The sequence below is a fragment of the Camelimonas sp. FR25 genome (genome assembly GCF_059740505.1).
In genome coordinates this window covers 24706-44743 of record NZ_JCAWFG010000062.1, presented here as the reverse complement: position 1 = coordinate 44743, position 20038 = coordinate 24706, and the positions used below count along the sequence as shown (strand labels likewise).

The 20038-nt window shown below is 66.8% G+C and carries 15 protein-coding genes and 1 tRNA gene; 9 read left to right on the top strand and 7 right to left on the bottom strand.

What is annotated here, in order from left to right; all coding sequences use genetic code 11:
• A partial coding sequence (locus AC6A67_RS07495; protein WP_498035925.1) for a D-alanine--D-alanine ligase family protein occupies positions 1 to 729 on the bottom strand: 729 nt, incomplete at its 3' end.
• Between the two features lie 786 nt (positions 730 to 1515).
• On the opposite strand from AC6A67_RS07495, the gene AC6A67_RS07490 reads away from it, so the two are divergent.
• The 5 genes from AC6A67_RS07490 (at position 1516) to AC6A67_RS07470 (ending at position 8616) form a co-directional block, all read left to right on the top strand.
• The gene (locus AC6A67_RS07490) at positions 1516 to 2556 is read left to right on the top strand and encodes a PAS domain-containing protein (RefSeq protein ID WP_498035924.1); all 1041 of its coding nucleotides are present in this window, start codon (positions 1516 to 1518) and stop codon (positions 2554 to 2556) included.
• Positions 2557 to 3129: 573 nt separating this feature from the next.
• Positions 3130 to 3984, top strand: a complete 855-nt coding sequence (locus AC6A67_RS07485; RefSeq protein ID WP_498035923.1) for a hypothetical protein — start codon at positions 3130 to 3132, stop codon at positions 3982 to 3984.
• Positions 3985 to 3995: 11 nt separating this feature from the next.
• Positions 3996 to 6140, top strand: a complete 2145-nt coding sequence (locus AC6A67_RS07480) for an autotransporter family protein (protein ID WP_498035922.1) — start codon at positions 3996 to 3998, stop codon at positions 6138 to 6140.
• 134 nt (positions 6141 to 6274) lie between these two features.
• Positions 6275 to 7384 carry an NADH:flavin oxidoreductase gene (locus AC6A67_RS07475; protein WP_498035921.1) on the top strand — a complete coding sequence of 370 codons (1110 nt, stop codon included), beginning with the start codon at positions 6275 to 6277 and terminating at the stop codon, positions 7382 to 7384.
• Positions 7385 to 7506: 122 nt separating this feature from the next.
• Positions 7507 to 8616 (top strand): NADH:flavin oxidoreductase, encoded by a 1110-nt coding sequence (locus AC6A67_RS07470; RefSeq protein WP_498035920.1) that lies wholly within the window; start codon positions 7507 to 7509, stop codon positions 8614 to 8616.
• A 141-nt stretch (positions 8617 to 8757) separates the two neighbouring features.
• On the opposite strand, the gene AC6A67_RS07465 is transcribed toward AC6A67_RS07470, so the two are convergent.
• Positions 8758 to 9471, bottom strand: coding sequence for a winged helix-turn-helix transcriptional regulator (locus tag AC6A67_RS07465; RefSeq protein ID WP_498035919.1), 714 nt, complete (start codon positions 9469 to 9471; stop codon positions 8758 to 8760).
• A gap of 175 nt (positions 9472 to 9646) precedes the next feature.
• Between AC6A67_RS07465 and AC6A67_RS07460 the strand changes: the two genes are divergently transcribed.
• Together AC6A67_RS07460 and AC6A67_RS07455 are read left to right on the top strand one after the other, a co-directional pair.
• A complete protein-coding gene (locus tag AC6A67_RS07460) occupies positions 9647 to 10027 on the top strand; it encodes a DUF1428 domain-containing protein (protein WP_498035918.1) in 381 nt (126 codons plus the stop codon).
• Positions 10028 to 10037: 10 nt separating this feature from the next.
• A complete protein-coding gene (locus AC6A67_RS07455) occupies positions 10038 to 10526 on the top strand; it encodes an SRPBCC domain-containing protein (protein WP_498035917.1) in 489 nt (162 codons plus the stop codon).
• Between the two features lie 189 nt (positions 10527 to 10715).
• On the opposite strand, the gene AC6A67_RS07450 is transcribed toward AC6A67_RS07455, so the two are convergent.
• The gene (locus tag AC6A67_RS07450; RefSeq protein WP_498035916.1) at positions 10716 to 12353 is read right to left on the bottom strand and encodes an alpha/beta hydrolase; all 1638 of its coding nucleotides are present in this window, start codon (positions 12351 to 12353) and stop codon (positions 10716 to 10718) included.
• A gap of 366 nt (positions 12354 to 12719) precedes the next feature.
• On the opposite strand from AC6A67_RS07450, the gene cobS reads away from it, so the two are divergent.
• Together cobS and AC6A67_RS07440 are read left to right on the top strand one after the other, a co-directional pair.
• Complete coding sequence (cobS, locus tag AC6A67_RS07445) at positions 12720 to 13499, top strand: adenosylcobinamide-GDP ribazoletransferase (protein WP_498035915.1); 780 nt, start codon at positions 12720 to 12722, stop codon at positions 13497 to 13499.
• Positions 13499 to 14104, top strand: coding sequence for a histidine phosphatase family protein (locus AC6A67_RS07440; RefSeq protein WP_498035914.1), 606 nt, complete (start codon positions 13499 to 13501; stop codon positions 14102 to 14104). The genes cobS and AC6A67_RS07440 overlap by 1 nt, the downstream gene beginning before the upstream one ends.
• Before the next feature lie 150 nt (positions 14105 to 14254).
• Here AC6A67_RS07440 and AC6A67_RS07435 read toward each other — a convergent pair whose 3' ends face one another.
• From AC6A67_RS07435 to mnmA, 4 genes are all read right to left on the bottom strand, one after another.
• Positions 14255 to 15865, bottom strand: a complete 1611-nt coding sequence (locus tag AC6A67_RS07435; RefSeq protein WP_498035913.1) for a porin — start codon at positions 15863 to 15865, stop codon at positions 14255 to 14257.
• A gap of 1350 nt (positions 15866 to 17215) precedes the next feature.
• Positions 17216 to 17292, bottom strand: a tRNA-Met gene (locus AC6A67_RS07430).
• Positions 17293 to 17501: 209 nt separating this feature from the next.
• Positions 17502 to 18185: a class I SAM-dependent methyltransferase gene (locus AC6A67_RS07425; RefSeq protein WP_498035912.1), complete on the bottom strand. Its 684-nt coding sequence runs from the start codon at positions 18183 to 18185 to the stop codon at positions 17502 to 17504.
• A 22-nt stretch (positions 18186 to 18207) separates the two neighbouring features.
• Entirely contained in the window at positions 18208 to 19410 is a 1203-nt protein-coding gene (gene mnmA / locus AC6A67_RS07420) for a tRNA 2-thiouridine(34) synthase MnmA (RefSeq protein ID WP_498035911.1), read from the bottom strand.
• Positions 19411 to 20038: the final 628 nt, after the last annotated feature.

Here is a 20038-nt window from a genome sequence, read left to right as displayed (position 1 = left end):
ATAGGCGTCTTGCGCCCGGAACAGGCCGCAATTGGGATTGATCTCTAGAAAGAATATTTCTCCTTCTGCCGACAATCGAAAATCGCAGCGCGCATAGCCCTCCCCGTTCAGGGCGTGGAAAATGCGCGTCGCTGCGTGTCGTAGCGCCGCGTCCAGATCCACGTCACTGACAGCCACCTGCTCCATCTGGCTGAAAGTCTTCCATTTGAGATCGAACGTCTTGAACGAGGCGCCATCGGGAAAACGCACCTCCAGAGCCGGCAAGGACCAGGCGAGTTCATCATCATGTCGCGGCTCGGTCACCAACACGGTGAATTCGCGCCCCTCAATGAACTCTTCGACCAGCACGGCGCCATAAGCGTCGAGCATGCGCGTAACCTCGCGCTCCAGTTCAGCCGGGTTGGTGACCCTGGAATCCGGCGTCAGGCCAACGCTACTGTAGCCATGGGGATGTTTGACGATCAGGGGGTAGATGAAGGACGCCGCCGCCTGCATCGCGTCGCCCACGTTACTGGCCTCCACATGGGCAGGCACAGCGACCCCGACCGCATGGGCCGCCATTTTCATACCGCGCCGACCTGGGTCATAAAAATCGCTGCCGGCGCCGGTGAAGGGAGCATGGCAGCGCTCCAGCGTCTTCACCACCTCGACGCCAGCGATATCATCGTCCGCTGAGCCGTCGCACAGGTTGATGACCACATCAAATCCCTGACGCGCGATCGCCGCCACCTGCGAAACCGCCGTCGCCTTGTGAATGGCGACACAGGTCACATCGACGCCAGGCAGATGCGGCGCGACGACAGGCGGCGGATCCCAGGCTTTCATCGGCGACGCGGAATGATCATAAGAAGAATACAATACGGCGGCGGTACGTAGCGTCATGTCAGCGACATTCCAATTGACATCGTCCGGATAGAACGGGCCGCGTCGGAACAGAAAATCAGGCGCGGAACCATGTCAGCGCGCCGGCCCCGGCGGCCTGGCGACGGCATATGTCCCCGGTCGCAGCCGGCGGCCGACACACTGCCCTGTCGCCAGATACGGAAGCGCCACATGCGCCTCGCATCATTATTTCGGCGCAACGCATCAGGGCAATGCGTAGTATAGATCGTCCGATTTGCTGGGACGCCCGGGGTCGTCACCCGGTCGCGACGTCGCGCTTCAGCATGGAGCAGCACAGCGGCGCACAGCGGCCGCTCCCGGGGCCATCACGCGCCAGTCGTCATATTGCGCTGGCGCACAACAAGATGCCGGCGCCTATTCGCCATGCCTCCTGCCGGCGCCTTCCGCTTGCGTCCGCTGAGTCACCGCGCAGCCCTGGACGCCATGCACGGCCATGCGCAATTGTTTTAGTAATAGCAGTACATCTGACAATATATAGCACTATAAGCGCGAGCTTGACCATAAAGAGATTCAAGCAAGGTCTGGATACATCTTGAGCCAGCTGCCAAGTTGTCCTAGGATGTCTGGCCGCGTTGGGCGAAATGGGTGAAGGAGTACGGGGTGGGCGCCTTGATGAAGACAGTTGCGCTGTTTCCCGAGCCTGTGCGCGAGTCCAACGCGCCGTTGTCGGATGTGAACAAGGCGATGTTCGACGCCACGCCGGATTGCGTCAAGATCATCACGCCTGAAGGTCGCCTGCTGGCCATGAATCGCGCTGGACGGCTGGCGCTGGGCGTCGGCGTCGCGGCGCCGTTGGGCATGCTGTGGCTAGGACTGCTGCCCGAGTCGGTGCGTGCTGCGGGCGAAGTGGCCCTGGGCGACGCCGCCGCTGGCCAGTCCGCCCGCTTTGCCGGACAAAGCGTCACTGAAGCTGGCGTCACCTACTGGGACAATCTGCTGACGCCGGTCACCAACGACCAGGGCTGCGTCACCTCCATTGTCTGCGTCTCGCGGGATGTCACTGAGAAAGTGCGACTTGAGCGCGACATCGCCGCGGCCATGGCGCGGGAGCAGCTGATCAGTGGCGAGATGCAGCACCGCATCAAGAATCTGTTCGCCATTGTCTCCAGTCTGATCTCGATATCCGAGAAGGACGCGGCGCGGGCCGGCGCGCCAGAGAACGCCGTCAGCCTGTTGCGCGAGCGGCTCGGCGCGCTCATCCGCGCCGCCGACTGCGCTTTCACCGAACCGGAGGCGGCGCCTGCCTCCGACATGAGCCTGCCGCTGCACGCCCTGGTGGCGGCGGTGCTGCGGCCCTATGGCGAGCGATGCATCATTGTTGGCGACGTCTTGCACATCAATCGCCGCGACATGACCACGCTGGCCCTGTTCCTGCACGAACTCGCCACCAATTCGGTCAAGCATGGCGCGCTCGGGGCTGAAGCCGGCCAGGTGCGGGTGCACTGGGCGCAGGCGGGCGACGACCTGCAACTGTTCTGGCGCGAGAGCGGCGGTCCGGTGATTTCTGGACCGCCGACCCGGACGGGCTTCGGCGCCCAGATGATCGACCGGATTATCCAGGCGGCGCGCGGCGCCATAGCGCGCGACTGGCGCAGTGACGGCCTGAACGCCGAGATGCGCCTGCCCTGCCTGGCCCTCCCGGCTGCGGCCTGAACCTGGCGCTCCCCAGCGACCTCCCCGCCCGGCAAGGCGCATGCGCGCCGGTCTCCTGGTCCCTGCTCGCCCCCGTCGACTGACTTGACCAGTGGTGTGCAAGACCCGGCGCAGCCTTTGTGCAAGACCCGGCGCAGCCTCTGTGCAACGCCCGGCGAAGCCATTGTGCAAAACCCGGCGCCTCAGTTTGACCGTGCCGCGCCTCTTCCCCCTCGCCGCCCTGTGTCGCCCTGTGTCGCCCCGGCAGCCTGCGGCGACCCGCCGTCGTGGCGAACCGTGCGCCCTGACTGCGCCGAGCCGACGCACCGCGACGCAACCGCAAGCTTTACTATAAGTAATACGGAACTTACTTAAGACAAAAGTCCAGCAATCGCTATCTTAGCCATATATTTTGTTGTCAAAATACATCATTTCACCTGGAATAATGACTACAGCTTCGCTGTATCATCATTATACATTGGACATCCGGACATTTCGTCGCCGATTTTAGCGCAATGAACACCGCAACACGCGGCGCGCCAGGGCCAGACGCTGCGCCACACGCAACGCATCGTCCCTTCGGGAAACGACCATATGTCCGCTTGCTTTCTGCGCTACGCCACGCTGGCGACCGGCGCCCTGCTTCTCGCGGCCCCGGCATCGGCGGCCTGCATGAACACCGCCAACAACGTCGGCGCCACCGGCGGCTCGACCTGCACCGTCGCAGGCGGCGCCTATGCGCCCACCGTTGGCTGGACCACCTTCATGTCAGCCGGCGGTTACGCAGCAGGCAGCTATGGCGGCACGCTGAATGTGTCGGGCGATGCGACCATCGTTCTGACTCCGCAGTCGACCTACAACCCGTTCGCCACGGCTGGCGTCGGCGCCTCCGAGGTGACGACCAGCGGCCCGGCCACGGGAACCCCAAGCCAGATCAACGCCCAGAATATTACGCTGGATATGCGGGCCGGCCCGGCCAATGTGTCGAAGACCGGCATGGGTGCCTCGAGCGCTGGCATCATTCGCGCCAGGGACTACAGCGTCGACATTCTGGTCAACAACCAGTCGAACTCATTCTTCAATTTCCCATCATTCGGTCTTTATTCCTACACGCTGTATAATTACGGCATTCTCGCCGGGAATACGGTGGATGCTGGCGCGGGCTCTGCGGCGTCGCAGGCACATGCGTTTTCCTATGTCTATCTCGACAACGCCACGATCCGCATGGACACGAGCCCGTCGAGCAGCGTCGGCGCCCAGCTCAACATCAGCGCTGGCATTCGCGCCATCAAGGTTCAGGGCACATCCGGCTATGTCCAGATCGCCAACATGCTGGATATCGAAACCAGGGGCCAATACAGCCCCGGGGTCTATATTTCCGGCGGCGATAGCCAGGTGCACGTCGAGGACGCCGCATCGTCACCGCCGGCACGCTGTCGAATGCGCTGAAGCTCGGCAAGGTGCGCGATCTCGGTACGGGCTCGGCGCGGTTCTACTCAACCGGCGTCATGAACTTTGACACCACGGCCGCGCCGGACACACCCGCCATCCTCATGCTGGGCGACCGCACCATTCTCGACGCCAATGCCGCCGGCAGCTCCGGAGCGGTGGCCTCGGCGGCCATGGCCATCCAGTTCGGCAACCAGGACATCAGCGCCCGCACCCAGTCTGACGGCGCCGTCGCTCAGTTCAACAACACCAGTTTCAGCACGACCTCCACCACAGCTTCGCTGTTCCGCGTTGACGCCGGCCAGACCAACGCCACGCTCAGCCTGCGCGGCGCCGCCAGCGCCGCGATCGCCCCCGTCGATGGCTGGCTGTTCGAGGTGCAGGATGCATCCGCATGGCGAAACTGGGCGGCCTCGGCCACCTTTAATGTCAGCGAAGGCGCCCAGGTCACCGGCCTCACCACCCGTGGCGCCGCCGCCTCAGACCTGTATGTCAATCTCGATACCGGCGCACGCTGGACGCTGGCGCCGCGCGCTGGCTCCGTTGAGACCCGCTTCAACCAGCTGCAGCTAGCCGGCGGCGCCGTGCTCGAAGCGGGCGGCGATGGCAGCGGGCCGGCTGGCTTCATCGCCACCGGCGACGTGCTCAATGCCTCGGGCGTCGTCAATCTCGGCAATGGCCGGGCCGGCGACGTGCTGACCATCAATGGCAATTACACCGGCGGCGCCGGTTCCTTGCTCAATCTTGATGTGGCGCTGGGCGCTGACCCATCCGTCACCGACCTGTTGCATGTCACCGGCGCCACCGCCGGGGCCAGCAATGTGCGGGTGAGCAACGCCGGCGGCGCTGGCGCGCCCACGGTTGAAGGCATCCGCATCATCCAGGTCGATGGCGCCTCCGACGGCGTCTTCAGCCTGCTCAGCGATTACAGCCTGCTCGGCCAGCCCGCGGTGATCGCCGGCGCCTATTCCTATACGCTGCACAAGAATGGCGTCAGCACGCCGGACGACGGCCACTGGTATCTGCGCTCGACGCTGACGCCGACGCCGCCAGAGCCGCCAGAGCCGCCGACCCCGCCAGGTCCCAATCCTCCTGGCCCCAATCCACCTGGCCCCAATCCGGCGCCCATTCCGCCAGCGCCCACACCGATCTACCAGCCGGGCGCGCCGCTGTATGAGACCATGCCGCGTGTGGCGCTGGGGCTGATGGGGCTGCCGACCTTGCAGCAACGCGTCGGCAACCGCTTCTGGCACGATGGCGCGCTGGCGACCTCCGGGGCGGGCCAGCAAGGCGGCGCGGCCGCCGGCGCCACGGAGACGCGCGGCTTCTGGGGCCGCTTCGACGGCCAGATCAGCCGCGCCGCGTCAGGCCATTCCACCAGCGGCGCCCGTGTCGACCAGCGCCAGTGGCGGGCGGAGACCGGCCTCGATTTCCTCGCCTTCAGCGGCCCTGCGGGCACGCTGGTCGGCGGCGTCAATCTGCACTACGGCCAGGTGTTCGCCGACATCGCCTCGCCCTTCGGACGCGGCCAGAACCACACCACCGGCTATGGCCTTGGCGCCACGGCCACATGGTATGGCGCCAATGGCTTCTACGCTGACGCCCAGGGTCGCCTCGCCTGGCTCGACACCGATCTGACCTCGCACACGCTGGGCCGCAAGATGGCGGATGGCGTCAAGGGCTTCGGCCATGCGCTCAGCCTCGAGCTTGGCCAGCGCCTGCGCCTGTCGCAGTACCTGACGCTGGTTCCGCAGGCGCAACTGACCTGGACCGGCGTGCGCTACGACCGCTTCGTCGATCCTTATGGCGCTGGCGTCAGCGCCGGCGACGCCCAGAGCCTGCAGGGCCGCCTTGGCCTCGCGCTGCAGCATGAGCGCCCGTGGCTCGACGCCTCAGGCGCCGCCAGGCGGGCCAGCTTCTATGGCGTGGTCAATCTGCACCACGAGTTCCTCGCTGGCGTGACGGTCAATCTCGCCGGCGCGCGCCTGCGCAATGAAGAGGCGCGCACCTGGGCCAGCGTCGGCCTCGGCGGCTCCTACAATATCAATGGCGACGCCTTCTCGCTCTATGGCGAGATCCTCACCGCGACCAATCTCTCCGGTCACGGCTACAGCTACCGCCTCGGCGGCAAGCTCGGCATGCGCGTGCGCTGGTAAGCCGCCTGACCAGCCCCCGATGGGTCATGCTCATCGGGGGCTGGTATTATGCGTCAGCGCCGATTGCGCCCTCCCCGGCTTTGCGCCAGAACCATCGCAATGATGGGATGGATAAACGCAAGCAAGGATGGGGCATGACAGACGCTGCAGCGATGACGGACGCTCACGCCAGACAATTCACCGACACGGTTACGCTGCCGCGCGGCGCGGCCATGCAGAACCGCTTCATGCTGGCGCCGCTGACCAATATGCAGAGCAACCAGGATGGCTCGCTGGGCGATGACGAGCTGCAATGGCTGACCCGCCGCGCCGCTGGCGGTTTTGGCCTGACCATGACCTGCGCCGCCTTTGTCACCATGGGCGGCAAGGGCGCCCTTGGCCAGCTCGGCGTCCATGACGACGCCATGATCCCAGGGCTTGCACGCCTCGCCGACGGCATCCACGCCGCCGGCAGCCTCTCGTCGCTGCAGATCGGCCATTCAGGGCATCGCTCCGTCGCCAAGCTTGGCGGCGAACCGGTCGGCCCCGTGGCCATCGAGGACAGCGGCGCCCGCGCCCTCAGCACCGACGAGATCAGGCAGCTGCGCGACGACTTCGTCGCCGCCGCCGTGCGCGCCGAGAAGGCTGGCTTCCAGGGCGTCGAGCTGCATTCGGCCCATGGCTATCTGCTGTGCCAGTTCCTCGACAGCGCCAATAACCGCACCGACGGATATGGCGGCTCGCTCGAGGACCGCATGCGCTTCCTCAATGAGATCATCGACGGCATCCGCGCCAGCACCGGCGGCGCCTTCCAGCTCGGCGTGCGGTTGTCGCCCGAACGCTATGGCATCAGCATGGACGACGCCCGCGCCACGGCCAGCGCGCTGATGACCTCGGGCAAGCTCGACTATCTCGACATGTCGCTGTGGAGCGTATTCAAGGAGCCGGAAGACAAGGCTTACGCGGGCAAACGCCTGATCGATCTGTTCACCGATCTGCCGCGTGGAAACACCCCGCTTGGCGTCGCCGGCAAGATCATGGACGCCGCCACCGCGCAGGCCTGCCTCGACGCCGGGGCCGATTTCGTGCTGATCGGACGCGGGGCCATCCTGCACGCCGATTTCCCGCAGCAGGCGATCGCCAGCCCGGACTTCGCCGCCCTTGCCCTGCCGGCGCCGCGCGCCCATCTGGAAGCGGAGGCCGTGGGTCCGCGCTTCATGAATTATCTGGCCAAGGGCTGGCCAGGCTTCGTCGAGGCCGCCTGAGATCGCGGCCAGAGCCCTCCGCTTTTGTGCCGGCGCCAGCGATTGGCGCCGCGCAATGCGCCCAGGATATTGTGGCCCAAATTATGGCGGCCAATGACATCAATCACGGGAAGGATATGCGCATGACAGGCGCCACTGCAGCGACCACTGACAGATCGCTGGCTGACACCCTGCCGCTGCCGCGCGGCGCGGCCATGAAGAACCGCTTCATGCTGGCCCCGCTCACCAATATGCAGAGCAATCCGGACGGCACCCTGCATGAGGATGAATACGCCTGGCTGGTGCGTCGCGCCGAGGGCGATTTCGGCCTGACCATGACCTGCGCCGCCCATATCCAGCGCGGCGGCCAGGGGTTCCCCGGTCAGCTGGGCATTTTCAGCGACGACCTGCTGCCAGGCCTCACCCGCCTCGCTGACGGCATCCGCGCCGCCGGCAGCCTGTCCTCGGTGCAACTGCAGCACTCCGGCCAGCGCGCCCAGCGCGAACTGGGCGGCGAGCCGGTGGCTCCCATCGCCATCGCCGAGACCGGGGCCCGCGCCCTCACCACCGATGAGGTGCGCCAGCTGCGCGACGATTTCGTCGCCGCCGCCGTCCGCGCCGAAAAGGCAGGCTTCGACGGCGTCGAGCTGCATGGCGCCCATGGCTATCTGCTGTGCCATTTCCTCGACGTCGCCAACCAGCGCGACGATGAATATGGCGGTTCGCTGGAGAACCGCGCCCGGCTGCTGCACGAGATCATCGACGGCGTCCGCGCCTCGACCAAAGCCGACTACCAGCTCGGCGTGCGACTGTCGCCGGAACGCTATGGCATCGATCTGGGCGAGGCCCGCACGCTCGCCGCCGCGCTGATGACCTCGGGCAAGATCGACTACCTCGACATGTCGCTGTGGAGCGTCTTCAAGGAGCCGGAGGACAAGACCTATGCCGGCAAGCGGCTGATCGATCTGTTCACCGATCTGCCGCGCGGGAACACGCCGCTCGGCGTCGCCGGCAAGATCATGGACGCCGCCACCGCCCAGGCCTGCCTCGACGCCGGCGCCGATTTCGTGCTGATCGGCCGCGGCGCCATCATTCACCACGACTTCCCGCGTCTGGCGATCAATGATCCGGCCTTTGCCTCGCTGCCGCTGCCGGTGTCGCGCGACCACCTCGCCAAGGAGGCGCTTGGGCCGAAGTTCATCGACTATATGGCCACCGGCTGGAAGGGCTTTGTCGAGGCAAAGGCGGCCTGACGCGCCCAGTCGCCGCACGGGCTTGACCAGAATCCGATGAGTCATGCTCATCGGATTCTGGCATAACGCCGCCCTCACCGCTGCCCAATACGCGCCCCGACGGAGCATCCGCCGGGGCGTCGTCGTCTGTACGCCCTGGCGTCAGGCCTCCGCGGTCGCCCCCTCTGGCAGGGCGCGCGGCGGCAGACTGAACAGGCCAGCGAAGCGAAGCGCCAGCGCCGGGTCGCCCTGCACCGTCAAACCTGCGGCTTCCGCCATCTCCAGCGTCGCGCCGCCATAGACCAGCGCCGCCAGCGCAGCGGGTGGGCCTGAGAAAACGACGTCGCCAGCGAGCGCGGCGCCCTGGGCCACGCGAAAGCCATCAGGACCGATGGTCCCAAGATAGGTGTCGGCGCCGAAGCGGAAACCGATGTTGAGCCGCAGATCGCCGATGCGCGCCGGCTGCAGCATGGCGCCGAATGACAGCAGCACCGAAACGCCGCTGATCGGCAGCGTCGGATCATGGGCTGGCGAGCGCGCCGCCCAGCGCCCCATGGCCTGGATCACCGCCTCGGCCTCATAGCCCCATTGTGTCAGCTCATAGACCTGCACGTCGGCCGGACGCGGCAGCCGCCGGCGCTGTAGCACCCCATGCGCCTCCAGCCCCGCCAGCCGCTGGGTCAGCACATTGGCGCTCAGCCCTGGCAGCGCCCCGCGCAATTCGCTGAAGCGGCGCGGCCCCAGCATCAGTTCGCGCACCACGAACAGCGACCAGCGTTCACCCAGCAGCTCAAGCGCATGCGCCATGCCGCAGGCGTCATCATAACTGCGCCGCACCGGGGTCACGTCCTTGTCAGTTATTTTTTCTAACTTCATAGTTGTTATTTATAACTTTTGCGCAGAAGCTGCAATGCAGCGTCCCCTGGCGCTGTTGGATGACGGCAGCGCCAGGAATGAGGACTGCGGCGCCGCCCGATTGTGTCGCGGTGCGCCATGCCACTGGGCCGGCGCCTAAGCCCGCCAAGTGATCCTATATGGAGGAGAGCCCCTGATGAGCTATATTGATGGCTTCGTGATCGCCGTGCCCACGGCCAATCGCGAGAAATTTCGCGCCCACGCCGCGCTGGCTGACGCAGCGTTTCTGGAGCTTGGCGCCTTGAGGGTGCTGGAATGCTGGGGCGATGATGTCCCGGAAGGCGTACAGACCGATTTCCGCCGCGCCGTGCAGGCGAAGGATGATGAGGCGGTGGTGTTCTCGTGGATCGAATGGCCGGACAAGGCGACGCGTGACGCCGCCATGACCCGGATGATGGATCCGGCCAATGCCGACGAACGCTTCGACCAGACCAAAAACCCGATGCCCTTCGACGGCAAGCGCATGATCTTCGGCGGCTTTGTGCCGGTGGTCAGCCTTGGCGCGGCGCCAAAGTGAGGCGGTGGCGATGAGCGATCAGGCAAAAACCGACGCAGCGCCGCAACGTGAGCTCAGCGTCACCCGCCAGATCAAGGCGCCGCCTGCGCTGGTCTGGCGCATCCTGACGGAGCGCCAGGCCGAATGGTTCTGCCCCAGGCCATGGCGCTTCGAGCTGGTGTCGCGCGACGCCCGCCCCGGCGGGCGCGAAGTCAGCATCATCCACGGGCCCGATGGCGAGGCCATGCATTCCGAGGGCTTGATCCTCGCCTGGGAGCCGGAACGCCGCTATGTGGCGACCGACGCCATCTCCGGCGATTTCTGGCCGCAGGAGCCATTCATGATCGGCTTCTTCACCATTGAGCCCGATGGCGCAGGCGGCGTGCATTACCGGGCCGGCGCCCGGCACTGGAGCGACGAGGCCATGCAGCGCCATCGCGAAATGGGCTTTGACGAAGGCTGGAACATCGTCGCCGACCAGCTCAAGGCGCTGTGCGAGAGCGAGGCCGGGGCGGCCTGACGCCAGAACCCGAAGAGCGTGAACTTATCGGGTTCTGGTCAAGCCCGTGCGGCGCCTGCACCTGTCAGGATACGGATGCGTCAGCATCGTCGCATCCTGCTATCGGCCGGCGCGGGGCCCATGGCGTTGCGGCGTCATGCCGTCGTGGGCGGCTGACGTTTCGTCGCCAACCTATTTGTCGTCGCCAGCCTATTTGTCGTCGCCCTCCTGGCGCTGGCGCAGGCGCTGCTTCAGCCGGTCGATGCGCGCCTTGTCCCAGCCTGGCTCGACGATCGCCTCCCACGCGTCGAGATAATGCTCCGGCGCATAGACATGGCCATAACCCATGGGCGTGGCCACGGCGGTGGCGAGGTCGAGGCCGAGGGCGAAGAAGGTCACCACCGGCGTCCATTGCAGCAGCGGCGACACGTCGGGGCCGCGCGGCGCCTTCATCCAGTCCGGTTCGCGCCAGAACGACGACGGCGCGAAGAAGGTGACGGCGTCGGAGGCATATTGCAGATAGACCGTGCGCATCGGCCCCCAATGGCTGCCCTGCTCCGCCAGCACATTGCGCTGGGCGGTGAAACGCACATGCGAGCCGTCGCGGAAGGTCGGCAACCATTCCGGCGAGCCAGGGTTGCGATTGTCAGTAATGCTGCGCCACACCCGACTGGGGAACGGCGCGCCGGCGAACATCGCCCCCTGATAGGGGTCGCCGATCACCTCAAACAGCTCCGCCGATTTCTCGCTGTTCATGGCGCCGAGGCTCAGGCCATGCAGATACAGTTTGGGCCGGGCGTCTTTTGGCAGCGTCGTCCAGTGGCCATAGACGGCGAGGAACAGCTCGCGCGCCATGTCGGCGGCGTAGCCTGGCTCCACCAGCAAAGACAGCCAGCTGGCCAGATAGCTATATTGCGCCGCCACGCTGGCGATGTCGCCATTCTCCAGGAACTCAACCGATTCAATGCCGCCCGGATCGACCCAGCCGGTGCCCGTCGGGGTGATGATCACCAGGGTCTTGCGCTCAAACGCCTTGATGCGCTTCAGCTCGGCCAGGGCCAGAGCGGCGCGCTGGCGCGGCGTGTCAGCGGCGCGCATGCCGACATAGACCCGCAACGGCTGCTTCACCGGGCCAGGAGCATATTCGGCAAGTTCCTTTTCATCCGGAGCGCCAATGGCGTAGCGCCGCCCCTGGGCGCCCAGCTCGTCCCATTTGATCAGCGATTGCGGCGAGCCTGAAGCCAGCGGATTGGTGGGCGCGGCCTTGTCCGGCGGGATCAGCGCATCCACCGCCCGGTACGACGAATCCATCATCTGCAGGCCGGCGCGCAACAAAACGCCCTCGAACACGCCCCAGAACAGGGCGATGGCGCAGGCCACCCCAATCACCGCGGCGATACGCGGCGGCACAACCCGCTGCAACCGCCGCGCCACTATTTGAAGCACGAGCCGGAACAGCCGCCCGAGCAGCAGCAGCACGGCGAACAGCACCAGCGTCGCCAGGCCCCATTCCAGCATATGGGCGCGCTCCAGCGCCGGCATCTCCATCAGCTGGCGCAGATTGTCCTGCCAGGCCCTTGCGTAATACATGGCGAACAGCGCGAGCGAAGCGGCGGCCAGCATGGCGACAAGGCGCGCGATGCGCAGGCCAGGCCGCGATCCGGCGGGCAGCTCCATGAAGCGCCACAGCCAGGCCAAAAACACGCCGACGCCATAGCCGATCGCCGCCGTGCCGCCCGACAGCGCCGCCTGGGTCTCCCAGGTGCGCGGCACAAGGCCCGGGGTCAGCGAGGCGGCCAGGGCCACGAGGGCGACAATGATCCCGACAGAAGACAGGGATGGCGACAACAGGCGAACGCCTTGCGCGCGTCCCATGGCTGGCGAATGCTCAGGCAAATCATGCTCCCCCTGGGGCCGGCGGCGCGAACGGCGCCGGACGGCCTCCAATGCAGACAAAGGTGGGGCGGCGCCCACCAGCGCGCCCCCCGGCGCATGTGGCAGTATTGCACCAGCCCCGCCCGCTTCGGAAGGGCGCATGACGCGCGCCGCCTCAGCCACAGGGGTTTTGCGAGATGAATAATGGGCAGGGCCGCCGGATGCGCCTGCATCAGCGCGCCTGCGCCAGAATGCGCGCAGGCTCCGGTTCAAGTTGCGCCGATGATGCTCTATGCCGGGCGATACGGCGCGCCGGTTCGGGCCGCCAGGGAGTTGATCATGCCGCCGCTGATCCGGGATATTCTGCACGATCTCATCCTCGCCACCTCGTTCCTGACCCGCGTGCCGGTGATGCAGGTCAGCCATGGCGACGGCAGCCTCGCCCGCTGCCTGCGGGTGATCCCGCTGATCGGCGCGCTGATCGGCGCGCTGGTGGGGGCGCTGTACTGGCTGCTGGCCAGCGCTGGCGTGCCGGCATTCGCCGCCGCCGCCATCGCCTTTTTCGCCAGCGCCATGCTCACCGGGGCGTTGCACGAGGACGGACTGGCGGATGTCGCCGACGGCCTGGGCGGCTATAGCCGCGAGCGCCGGCTGGAGATCATGAAAGACAGCCGTGTCGGCACATTTGGCGCGCTGGCGCTGGTGCTGGGCGCACTGATCAAGGTCAGCTGCCTCGCCGCCCTGCCGCTGTCGCTGGCGGTTCCGGCGCTGGCCGCCTGCGGCGCCCTCGGCCGCGCCCCCATGGCCGCCATCAGCCGCTGGACGCCAAACGCCCGCAGCAACGGCCTCGCCAGCGCCGCCGGTCCGCCAGACTGGCCTGTTGCGGTCACAGCAGGCCTGCTCGGCGCGGTGCTCGCGGCGCTGCTGTTGCCCCACGCCTTCCTGGCGCCGGCGCTCGCCGTCACCGCCGTGGCGGCGCTGGCGGTGCGCTGGCTGGCGCTGCGGCAGATCGGCGGCTACACCGGCGATGTGCTCGGCTGCGCTGAACAGATGGTCGAAATCGCTCTGCTCACGCTGTTCGCCGCCCTCGCCAGCCAGCTGCCATTGGGCGCCGCCTGATGTCCGCCGCCATCCGCCGCATGCATCTCGTTCGCCACGCGCCGGTCGATGGCCCGGCAGGGGTGATCCACGGCCCCCAGGCGCCGGCGGATGTCTCGAATACCGCGCTCATCGCCGCCACCAGCGCCGCCCTCGCAGCTTCCGCAGGGGCGACCATTTGGTGCAGCCCCGCCGCCCGCACCCGCCAGACGGCGGCGGCGCTTGGCTATGCGCCGCAGTTAGAGGCGCGCCTTGCCGAGCAGAATTTTGGCGACTGGACCGGCCGTCGGCACGCCGATCTGGCGACCGAACTGGGCGAGGCCTATGGCGCCTTCTGGGCCAACGCCGCCCGCAACGCCCCACCTCAAGGCGAAAGCTTCGCCGACCAGACGCGGCGCGTTGAGGCGTTTCTGCTTTCGCTGCCGCCGGGCGACCATGTGCTGGTCACCCACTCGGGCGCCATCCGCGCCGCCGTGGCGACGGCCCTGTCCATGGAGCTGGACGCCGCGCTGTCGCTGGTCATCGATCCGCTGTCGATCACCCTGCTGGAGCTGCTGCCTGGCGGCTGGCGCGTGGCCTATGTCAACCGGCTCGCGTTATGGACTCCGACGCCGGCGGCGCCATAAATCATCGCCGCCTGTCGGCGCCGCTGCACCCACCCACCCGAACCTGTCGACGCTCTGGCCTCACGAAAGCGCATGCGGCGCCTGAGCATGTCAGGATGCGGATGCGTCAGCATCCTGGCGCCTGGCTTCCTGGTATCCTGGCCCCTGGCATCAGAAGGTGCGGTCGATGCGCAGGCGGGTCACCCAATTGTCGTCATAGGAGGTGGTGCGACCGGTGGCGACGCCGCCCTTATTGGCGTCAAACACCCGCCCCTTGACGTCGATGCGCTGGTATAGCGCCTCGACGCCGATATCGAGATCCTTGACCGGCGACCACACCAGATTGGTCAGGCCGACGAACTGGTGAAAATTGCGGAAGGCGATGCTGGCGAATCCATTGGGGCCCGCCGCCACATTGCCGACCGGGCCGTTGACGCGCGCGCCCGACGGATAGCGCAGCTGGCCATAGCTGCCGACAAAGCCCGAGCGTAACTGCGGCGTCCAGTAATGCAGGAAGGCCACGGTGGTCGACCAGCTGGTGCTGAGCTGGATGGCGCCATTGACCGGATCGATATAGCCGTCGAGCTTGTAGGCGTTAAAGCGCGAACCGCCGCCAATCCCCGCCTGCAGCGCGCTGCCATGGCCGATCGGCGCCGACATGCCGGTATAGGACATCGCCCCCCGCGCATAAGCCGCCTGCAGCCACAGCGCGTCGCCTTTGGCGAGGAACGGCAGGTTGAACTTGACCCCGCCCTGCAGCGCCACGCCCCATTTGGCGTCCGGTCGCCGCGCCACGCCGCCATTGGGCAGGCCGCCCGTCATATTGCCCACCGATATCTGATGCGCCGCCACCGAGATCTGCGCCGAGCCCCAGGCCTGATCGACGCGCAGATTGGCGACAAAGTCCGGCACATTGAGCCGTTGCGCCACGTCGACATAGGTGAAGCCGCGCACACGGCCATCGGCGCCATAGGTGAACACCGGCGCGCCGAAGGTGCAGCCCACCACCGTGCCGTTGAGGCACAGGCCCGGATTGGCGACGCCGGCTTTGAGCCCGACGAAGGGGGCGACGCCGCCGGTGTCGGTGACCGCGCCAAAGAACAGCGGGTTGCGCCGGAAACTAGGGTCTTCCACCGACAGAGTGGCGCTAAAGCCTGGGCCGAATTTCGCCGTATAGGCGATGAGATTGGTGGAGGCGGCGTTTGAGGTGATCGAGAAATTCGTCAGCTCAATATCGGTCATGTAGAAATCGTAGAATGACGTCGCCCGACCTGCCGTCAATCCCGCGAACTGGATGAACGCCTTGTCGACCTCGACATATTTATAGGCGCGGTTGTAGGTGTCGACGCCGCTGGCGTTGAAGCCGAGCGGGCCATAATTGCGCAAGGTGCCCGAGGCGCCGTGCTGCTGGCCGGTGCGGCTGGCGATGTCGAACCGCACAAAGGTCCGCAATGTCCCCCAGGCCGTCGCCGTCCTCGCGTCAAGCTGAATGCGCCCGGCGGCGATGAAATTGGATTTATCCTGACCCGACAGGCTGCGATATTGGGCGTATTCATAGGCAAAGGACACACGCCCGCCGATGCGAATGCAGGTGTCTGTGCCGGGAATATAGAAGAAGCCCACGCCATGCGTGGCGCAAACCTTGACATATTCCACCGCCGTCGCCTGGGCCGCCGGCAAATCCGCCGCCATGACCAGGGTCGATGACAGGCCGACGCCTGCCCCACCAAGCACGGCCTGCCGCAGCCAGCCGCGCCGTCGCCCTCCAGCAAATTCCGACATATCCGCCCCCATGTCTCCTGCGTTCAGGATTCAAGACGCCTTCCATGCAACTTGCTTGATTCGATCATGCATTATTGAGCACGACGTTAAAGTATAATATAATATAGATATCACAGCCGCAGAAGGCATTTTTCATTTTGAACATTCTACTTTAAAACATTGAAACACTACTGAGCGCACGCATCCTTCCCCTGCGATGCGCCGCTATGCCACCCCTCGTCACCAATACCCCCGCCCACCACAGCGTCACCCATCTCTCAACCAATTCATGACCCCAGCCCCCACGACCCGCCCGTCATGCCCGTGCCCGTCACGGGCATCCACGTCTGCATCGCGACAACCGCACGCCAGGGAGCGCCACCACAATGACGGGCGCCATGCCCCGGGCAGCGACGCGACGCGTCGGGCGGGGATGCCCGTGACAGGCACGAGCATGACGGCGCCGGGCCCGCATCCTGACCAGGCGCCGCAGAGCCTCCACCTCTCGTCGCCCATCGCCGCCATTACCCCGCCCGCACACCACAGCGTCACCCAGCCCTCAACCATTTGACGACCGCAGCCCCCACGACCCGCCCGTCATGCCCGTGCTCGTCACGGGCATCCACGTCTGCATCGCGAGGACCGCACGCCAGCGAGCGCCACCACAATGACGGGCGCCATGCCCCGGGCAGCGACGCGACGCGTCGGGCGGGGATGCCCGTGACAGGCACGAGCATGACGGCGCCGGGCCCGCTTCCTGACCAGGCGCCGCAGAGCCTTCCCGCCCCTCGTCACCCATCGCCGCCATTACCCCCCGCCCACCACAGCGTCACCCAGTCCTCAACCATTTGACGACCGCAGCCCCCCCACGACCCGCCCGTCATGCCCGTGCTCGTCACGGGCATCCACGTCTTCATCGCGACAACCGCACGCCAGGGAGCGCCACCACAATGACGGGCGCCATGCCCCGGGCAGCGCCGCGACGCGTCGGGCGTGGATGCCCGTGACGAGCACGGGCATGACGGGCGCGACGAGAACGTGCGCGCCCGATGGGGGACGAGCGAGCGGGAACGGAGGCGCGAGGGAGCGGTGGCGTCTTTCGGCGCGCCGGGCGCGTGTGGCTGGCATGCTGACGCAGGCGTTTGCAATGCGTGCGATAAACGCGAAGGCGATCCAGACGCAAATGCGGCCAGGGAAGCCACGCTGACCATCAGGATGACCAGACACAGCGACAGCGCCTGCGACCACATCAGCCAGCGAAAGCCGTGCGCGCCAGCACGCCACGCGCATTAGGGCCGTCAGAACAGGCCTGACCGCCGCCGAACGCTACCGAGATCATAGGAGAGGAAAGCGCGTCTTGCGGGAGATGAATGGTAGCGAGGGAGGGACTCGAACCCCCGACACGCGGATTATGATTCCGCTGCTCTAACCAACTGAGCTACCCCGCCACATCGAACCAGCGTCGCCGCCGCCCGAAGACTGGGGCGGATATACGGGCCTCCTCGCCACCCTGTCAAGGCGCGGCGGCCCAGTTATCCTCACCCCGCGCCAATGGCTGCATCACGGCGTGCGGAGGAGGTCGAAACCCAGGACAACGTGGCGTCAGCGGCGCCCGCTCACCACGCCCGGCCGCCCTGTCCGCGCCTCAACCGCAGCCTCAGCCCGCCTTGCGCAGGCGCACCAGGGTGAAGAACCCCAGCGGCTTGAGCGGCCGCACCTCGGCGATGCTGAAATCACCGCGACGCTGCGCCCAGGCGGCGAGGCGCGACACCTTGAAGGCCGAGCTCCAGCCGACCTTGCTGACCAGCGGCGCCACCGCTTCCTCAACGCGCGCCTGCACCCCGCCATCGGCGCCAAAATGGTTCACCAGAATGATCTCGCCGCCGGGGCGCAGCACGCGGGCGAATTCGTCGAGGGCGCCCTCCGGATCGGGCACCAGGGTGATCATCATCTGGGCGCTGACCGCGTCAAAGGCGCCGTCGGGGAAACCGAGCCGGCAGCCATCCATCACCAGCACGCCCTTGACGTGCTCCAGCCCCTGCTCGCGCACCTTGCGCGCCGCCAGCCGCAGCATGTCCTCCGACAGATCGGTGGCGATGACGCTGCACTGGCGCGGATAATCTTCCAGCGACATGCCAGTGCCAGCGCCGACTTCCAGAATGGTGTCGCCGCAGGCGAGCCCTGCCTCAACCGCCGCCTTGCGTCCCGGCGCCGTCAGACGCCGGTAGGTCAGGTCATAAACCGGCGCCCAGCGGGCGTAGGCCTTTTTCATCGAGGACAGGTCTGGCTGGTCGAAGCCATGCTCCGACGCGCCGCCGCTCTTGCCTGAAGTCAGCGCCATTCACTCCCCCTCGTCCCAGTCGTCATTGCGCCGCCGGCAGCGCCGGCACGGCGGCCTGCCCACCCAGGCCGGCGAGCGCCTGGCGCGGCGCGCGGTCAATGACGCCGCCGCCAAGCACGCGTGCATCGCCGCCCGCCCCATCATAGATCACGCAGGCCTGGCCAGGGGCCACGCCTTCCTCGCCCACCGCCAGCTCAACTTCGGCGACGCCGTCGATGCAGCGCAGAACAGCCGGGGCCGGGGCGCGGGTCGAGCGCACCCGCACCGCCACCTCGAGGCCGTCTTCTGGCAGCGCCGTGAGCGGCTGGCCGCCAATCCACGACATGTCGCGCAATTTGATGCGCCGGGTCAGCAGCGCCTCGCGCGGCCCGACGATGACCTGGGCCTTCGCCGCATCCAGCGCCACCACATACAGCGGCTCGCCGCCTGACAGGCCGAGCCCGCGCCGCTGTCCCACGGTGAAACGGATAATGCCGTCATGGCGGCCCAGCACGCGGCCATCCACATGCACGATATCGCCAGCCACCGACGCCTCGGGCCGCAGCTTGCGGATCAGCTCGGCGTAGCCGCCATTGGGCACAAAGCAGATGTCCTGGCTGTCGCTCTTGTCGGCGACGGCGAGGCCATAGTGGCGCGCCAGCTCGCGCGTCTGCGCCTTGTTCATGCCGCCCAGCGGAAACCGCAGCATGTCGAGCTGCGGCTGGGTGGTGGCGTAAAGGAAATAGGTCTGGTCCTTGTCCGGATCCGCCGCCCGGAACAGGCCGCGATGGCCATCGGGCATCAGGCGGCTCGCCACATAATGGCCAGTGGCCAGCACATGCGCGCCAATCTCCACCGCCGTGCGCAGCAGATCAGCGAATTTGACCGTGCGGTTGCATTCGACACAGGGGATCGGCGTCTCGCCGGCCAGGTAGCTGTCGGCGAAGCGATCGATCACCGCCTCGCGAAAGCGGTCCTCATAGTCGAGCACATAATGCGGAATGCCGAGCCGGTCGGCGACGCGGCGAGCGTCGTGAATGTCCTGGCCGGCGCAGCAGGCGCCCTTGCGCTGCACGGCGGCGCCATGATCGTAGAGCTGCAAGGTGATGCCGGTGACGTCATAGCCCTGGTCCTTGAGCAGGGCCGCCACCACCGAGGAATCGACGCCCCCGGACATGGCGACGACGACGCGCGTATCGGCAGGCGCCAGCGGCAGATCGAGGCTGTTCAGCGGTGTGGCGGACATGGTTCCTGACTCTGCGCGATCCGGGCGACTGACCGTCGGGACGACGCCCGAACGGGCGCACGCCCGGTTGGTCTACTCTTCAAGACGGGCCGGGGCCAGCGACCCTGGCGACGGGACGACGCGACAGCCGCAACGCACAGCCAAAGGTCGCCTCAAGGCGCCCGCCAGGCCTCCTGCCAGGCCACCCGCCAAGCCACCCGCCAGACCGCGATCCATGGTCATGCCCATGCGAGGCCGGGATCGCCCGGCTGACGGCCGCGCCGGCTTGCCCGATGAAAATGGCGGCCGCGTGACGCTGCACGCCACGAAAGGTCAGGCGCGCCCGCCCTGCCGCAGCGTCGGCAATTGATAGCGGCTCCGGCCTTAAAACGCCACAGCCATCGCCGCCAGCGCCGGCGCGCCAGGGCATATGGCGTCACCGCAGCGCGCCGTGCGGCCCGCCAACTCTTACCGGGACGTTGCGTGCGCTTGCGCGCAACTGGCCGGCTTTGCCTCAGCTGTGTCGCTACGGCACGGACATGGGGCGTGGCGTGGGCGGCGCCAGCGCCCGCGACGCATCACGGTAAAGACGCCGTTTACTACGTTCAGAAGCGGGAAAAGCCGTTGATTTGCTTTAGGCAATTCTTAA

Excerpts from the sequence above, each read along its gene's own strand:
- AC6A67_RS07425 (WP_498035912.1), bottom strand. The coding sequence starts at position 18,185 with ATGGCGCTGACTTCAGGCAAGAGCGGCGGCGCGTCGGAGCATGGCTTC.
- AC6A67_RS07490 (WP_498035924.1), top strand. The coding sequence starts at position 1,516 with ATGAAGACAGTTGCGCTGTTTCCCGAGCCTGTGCGCGAGTCCAACGCG.
- AC6A67_RS07475 (WP_498035921.1), top strand. The coding sequence starts at position 6,275 with ATGACAGACGCTGCAGCGATGACGGACGCTCACGCCAGACAATTCACC.
- AC6A67_RS07460 (WP_498035918.1), top strand. The coding sequence starts at position 9,647 with ATGAGCTATATTGATGGCTTCGTGATCGCCGTGCCCACGGCCAATCGC.
- AC6A67_RS07485 (WP_498035923.1), top strand. The coding sequence starts at position 3,130 with ATGTCCGCTTGCTTTCTGCGCTACGCCACGCTGGCGACCGGCGCCCTG.
- AC6A67_RS07455 (WP_498035917.1), top strand. The coding sequence starts at position 10,038 with ATGAGCGATCAGGCAAAAACCGACGCAGCGCCGCAACGTGAGCTCAGC.
- AC6A67_RS07435 (WP_498035913.1), bottom strand. The coding sequence starts at position 15,865 with ATGTCGGAATTTGCTGGAGGGCGACGGCGCGGCTGGCTGCGGCAGGCC.
- AC6A67_RS07470 (WP_498035920.1), top strand. The coding sequence starts at position 7,507 with ATGACAGGCGCCACTGCAGCGACCACTGACAGATCGCTGGCTGACACC.
- AC6A67_RS07440 (WP_498035914.1), top strand. The coding sequence starts at position 13,499 with ATGTCCGCCGCCATCCGCCGCATGCATCTCGTTCGCCACGCGCCGGTC.
- mnmA (WP_498035911.1), bottom strand. The coding sequence starts at position 19,410 with ATGTCCGCCACACCGCTGAACAGCCTCGATCTGCCGCTGGCGCCTGCC.
- AC6A67_RS07465 (WP_498035919.1), bottom strand. The coding sequence starts at position 9,471 with ATGAAGTTAGAAAAAATAACTGACAAGGACGTGACCCCGGTGCGGCGC.
- cobS (WP_498035915.1), top strand. The coding sequence starts at position 12,720 with ATGCCGCCGCTGATCCGGGATATTCTGCACGATCTCATCCTCGCCACC.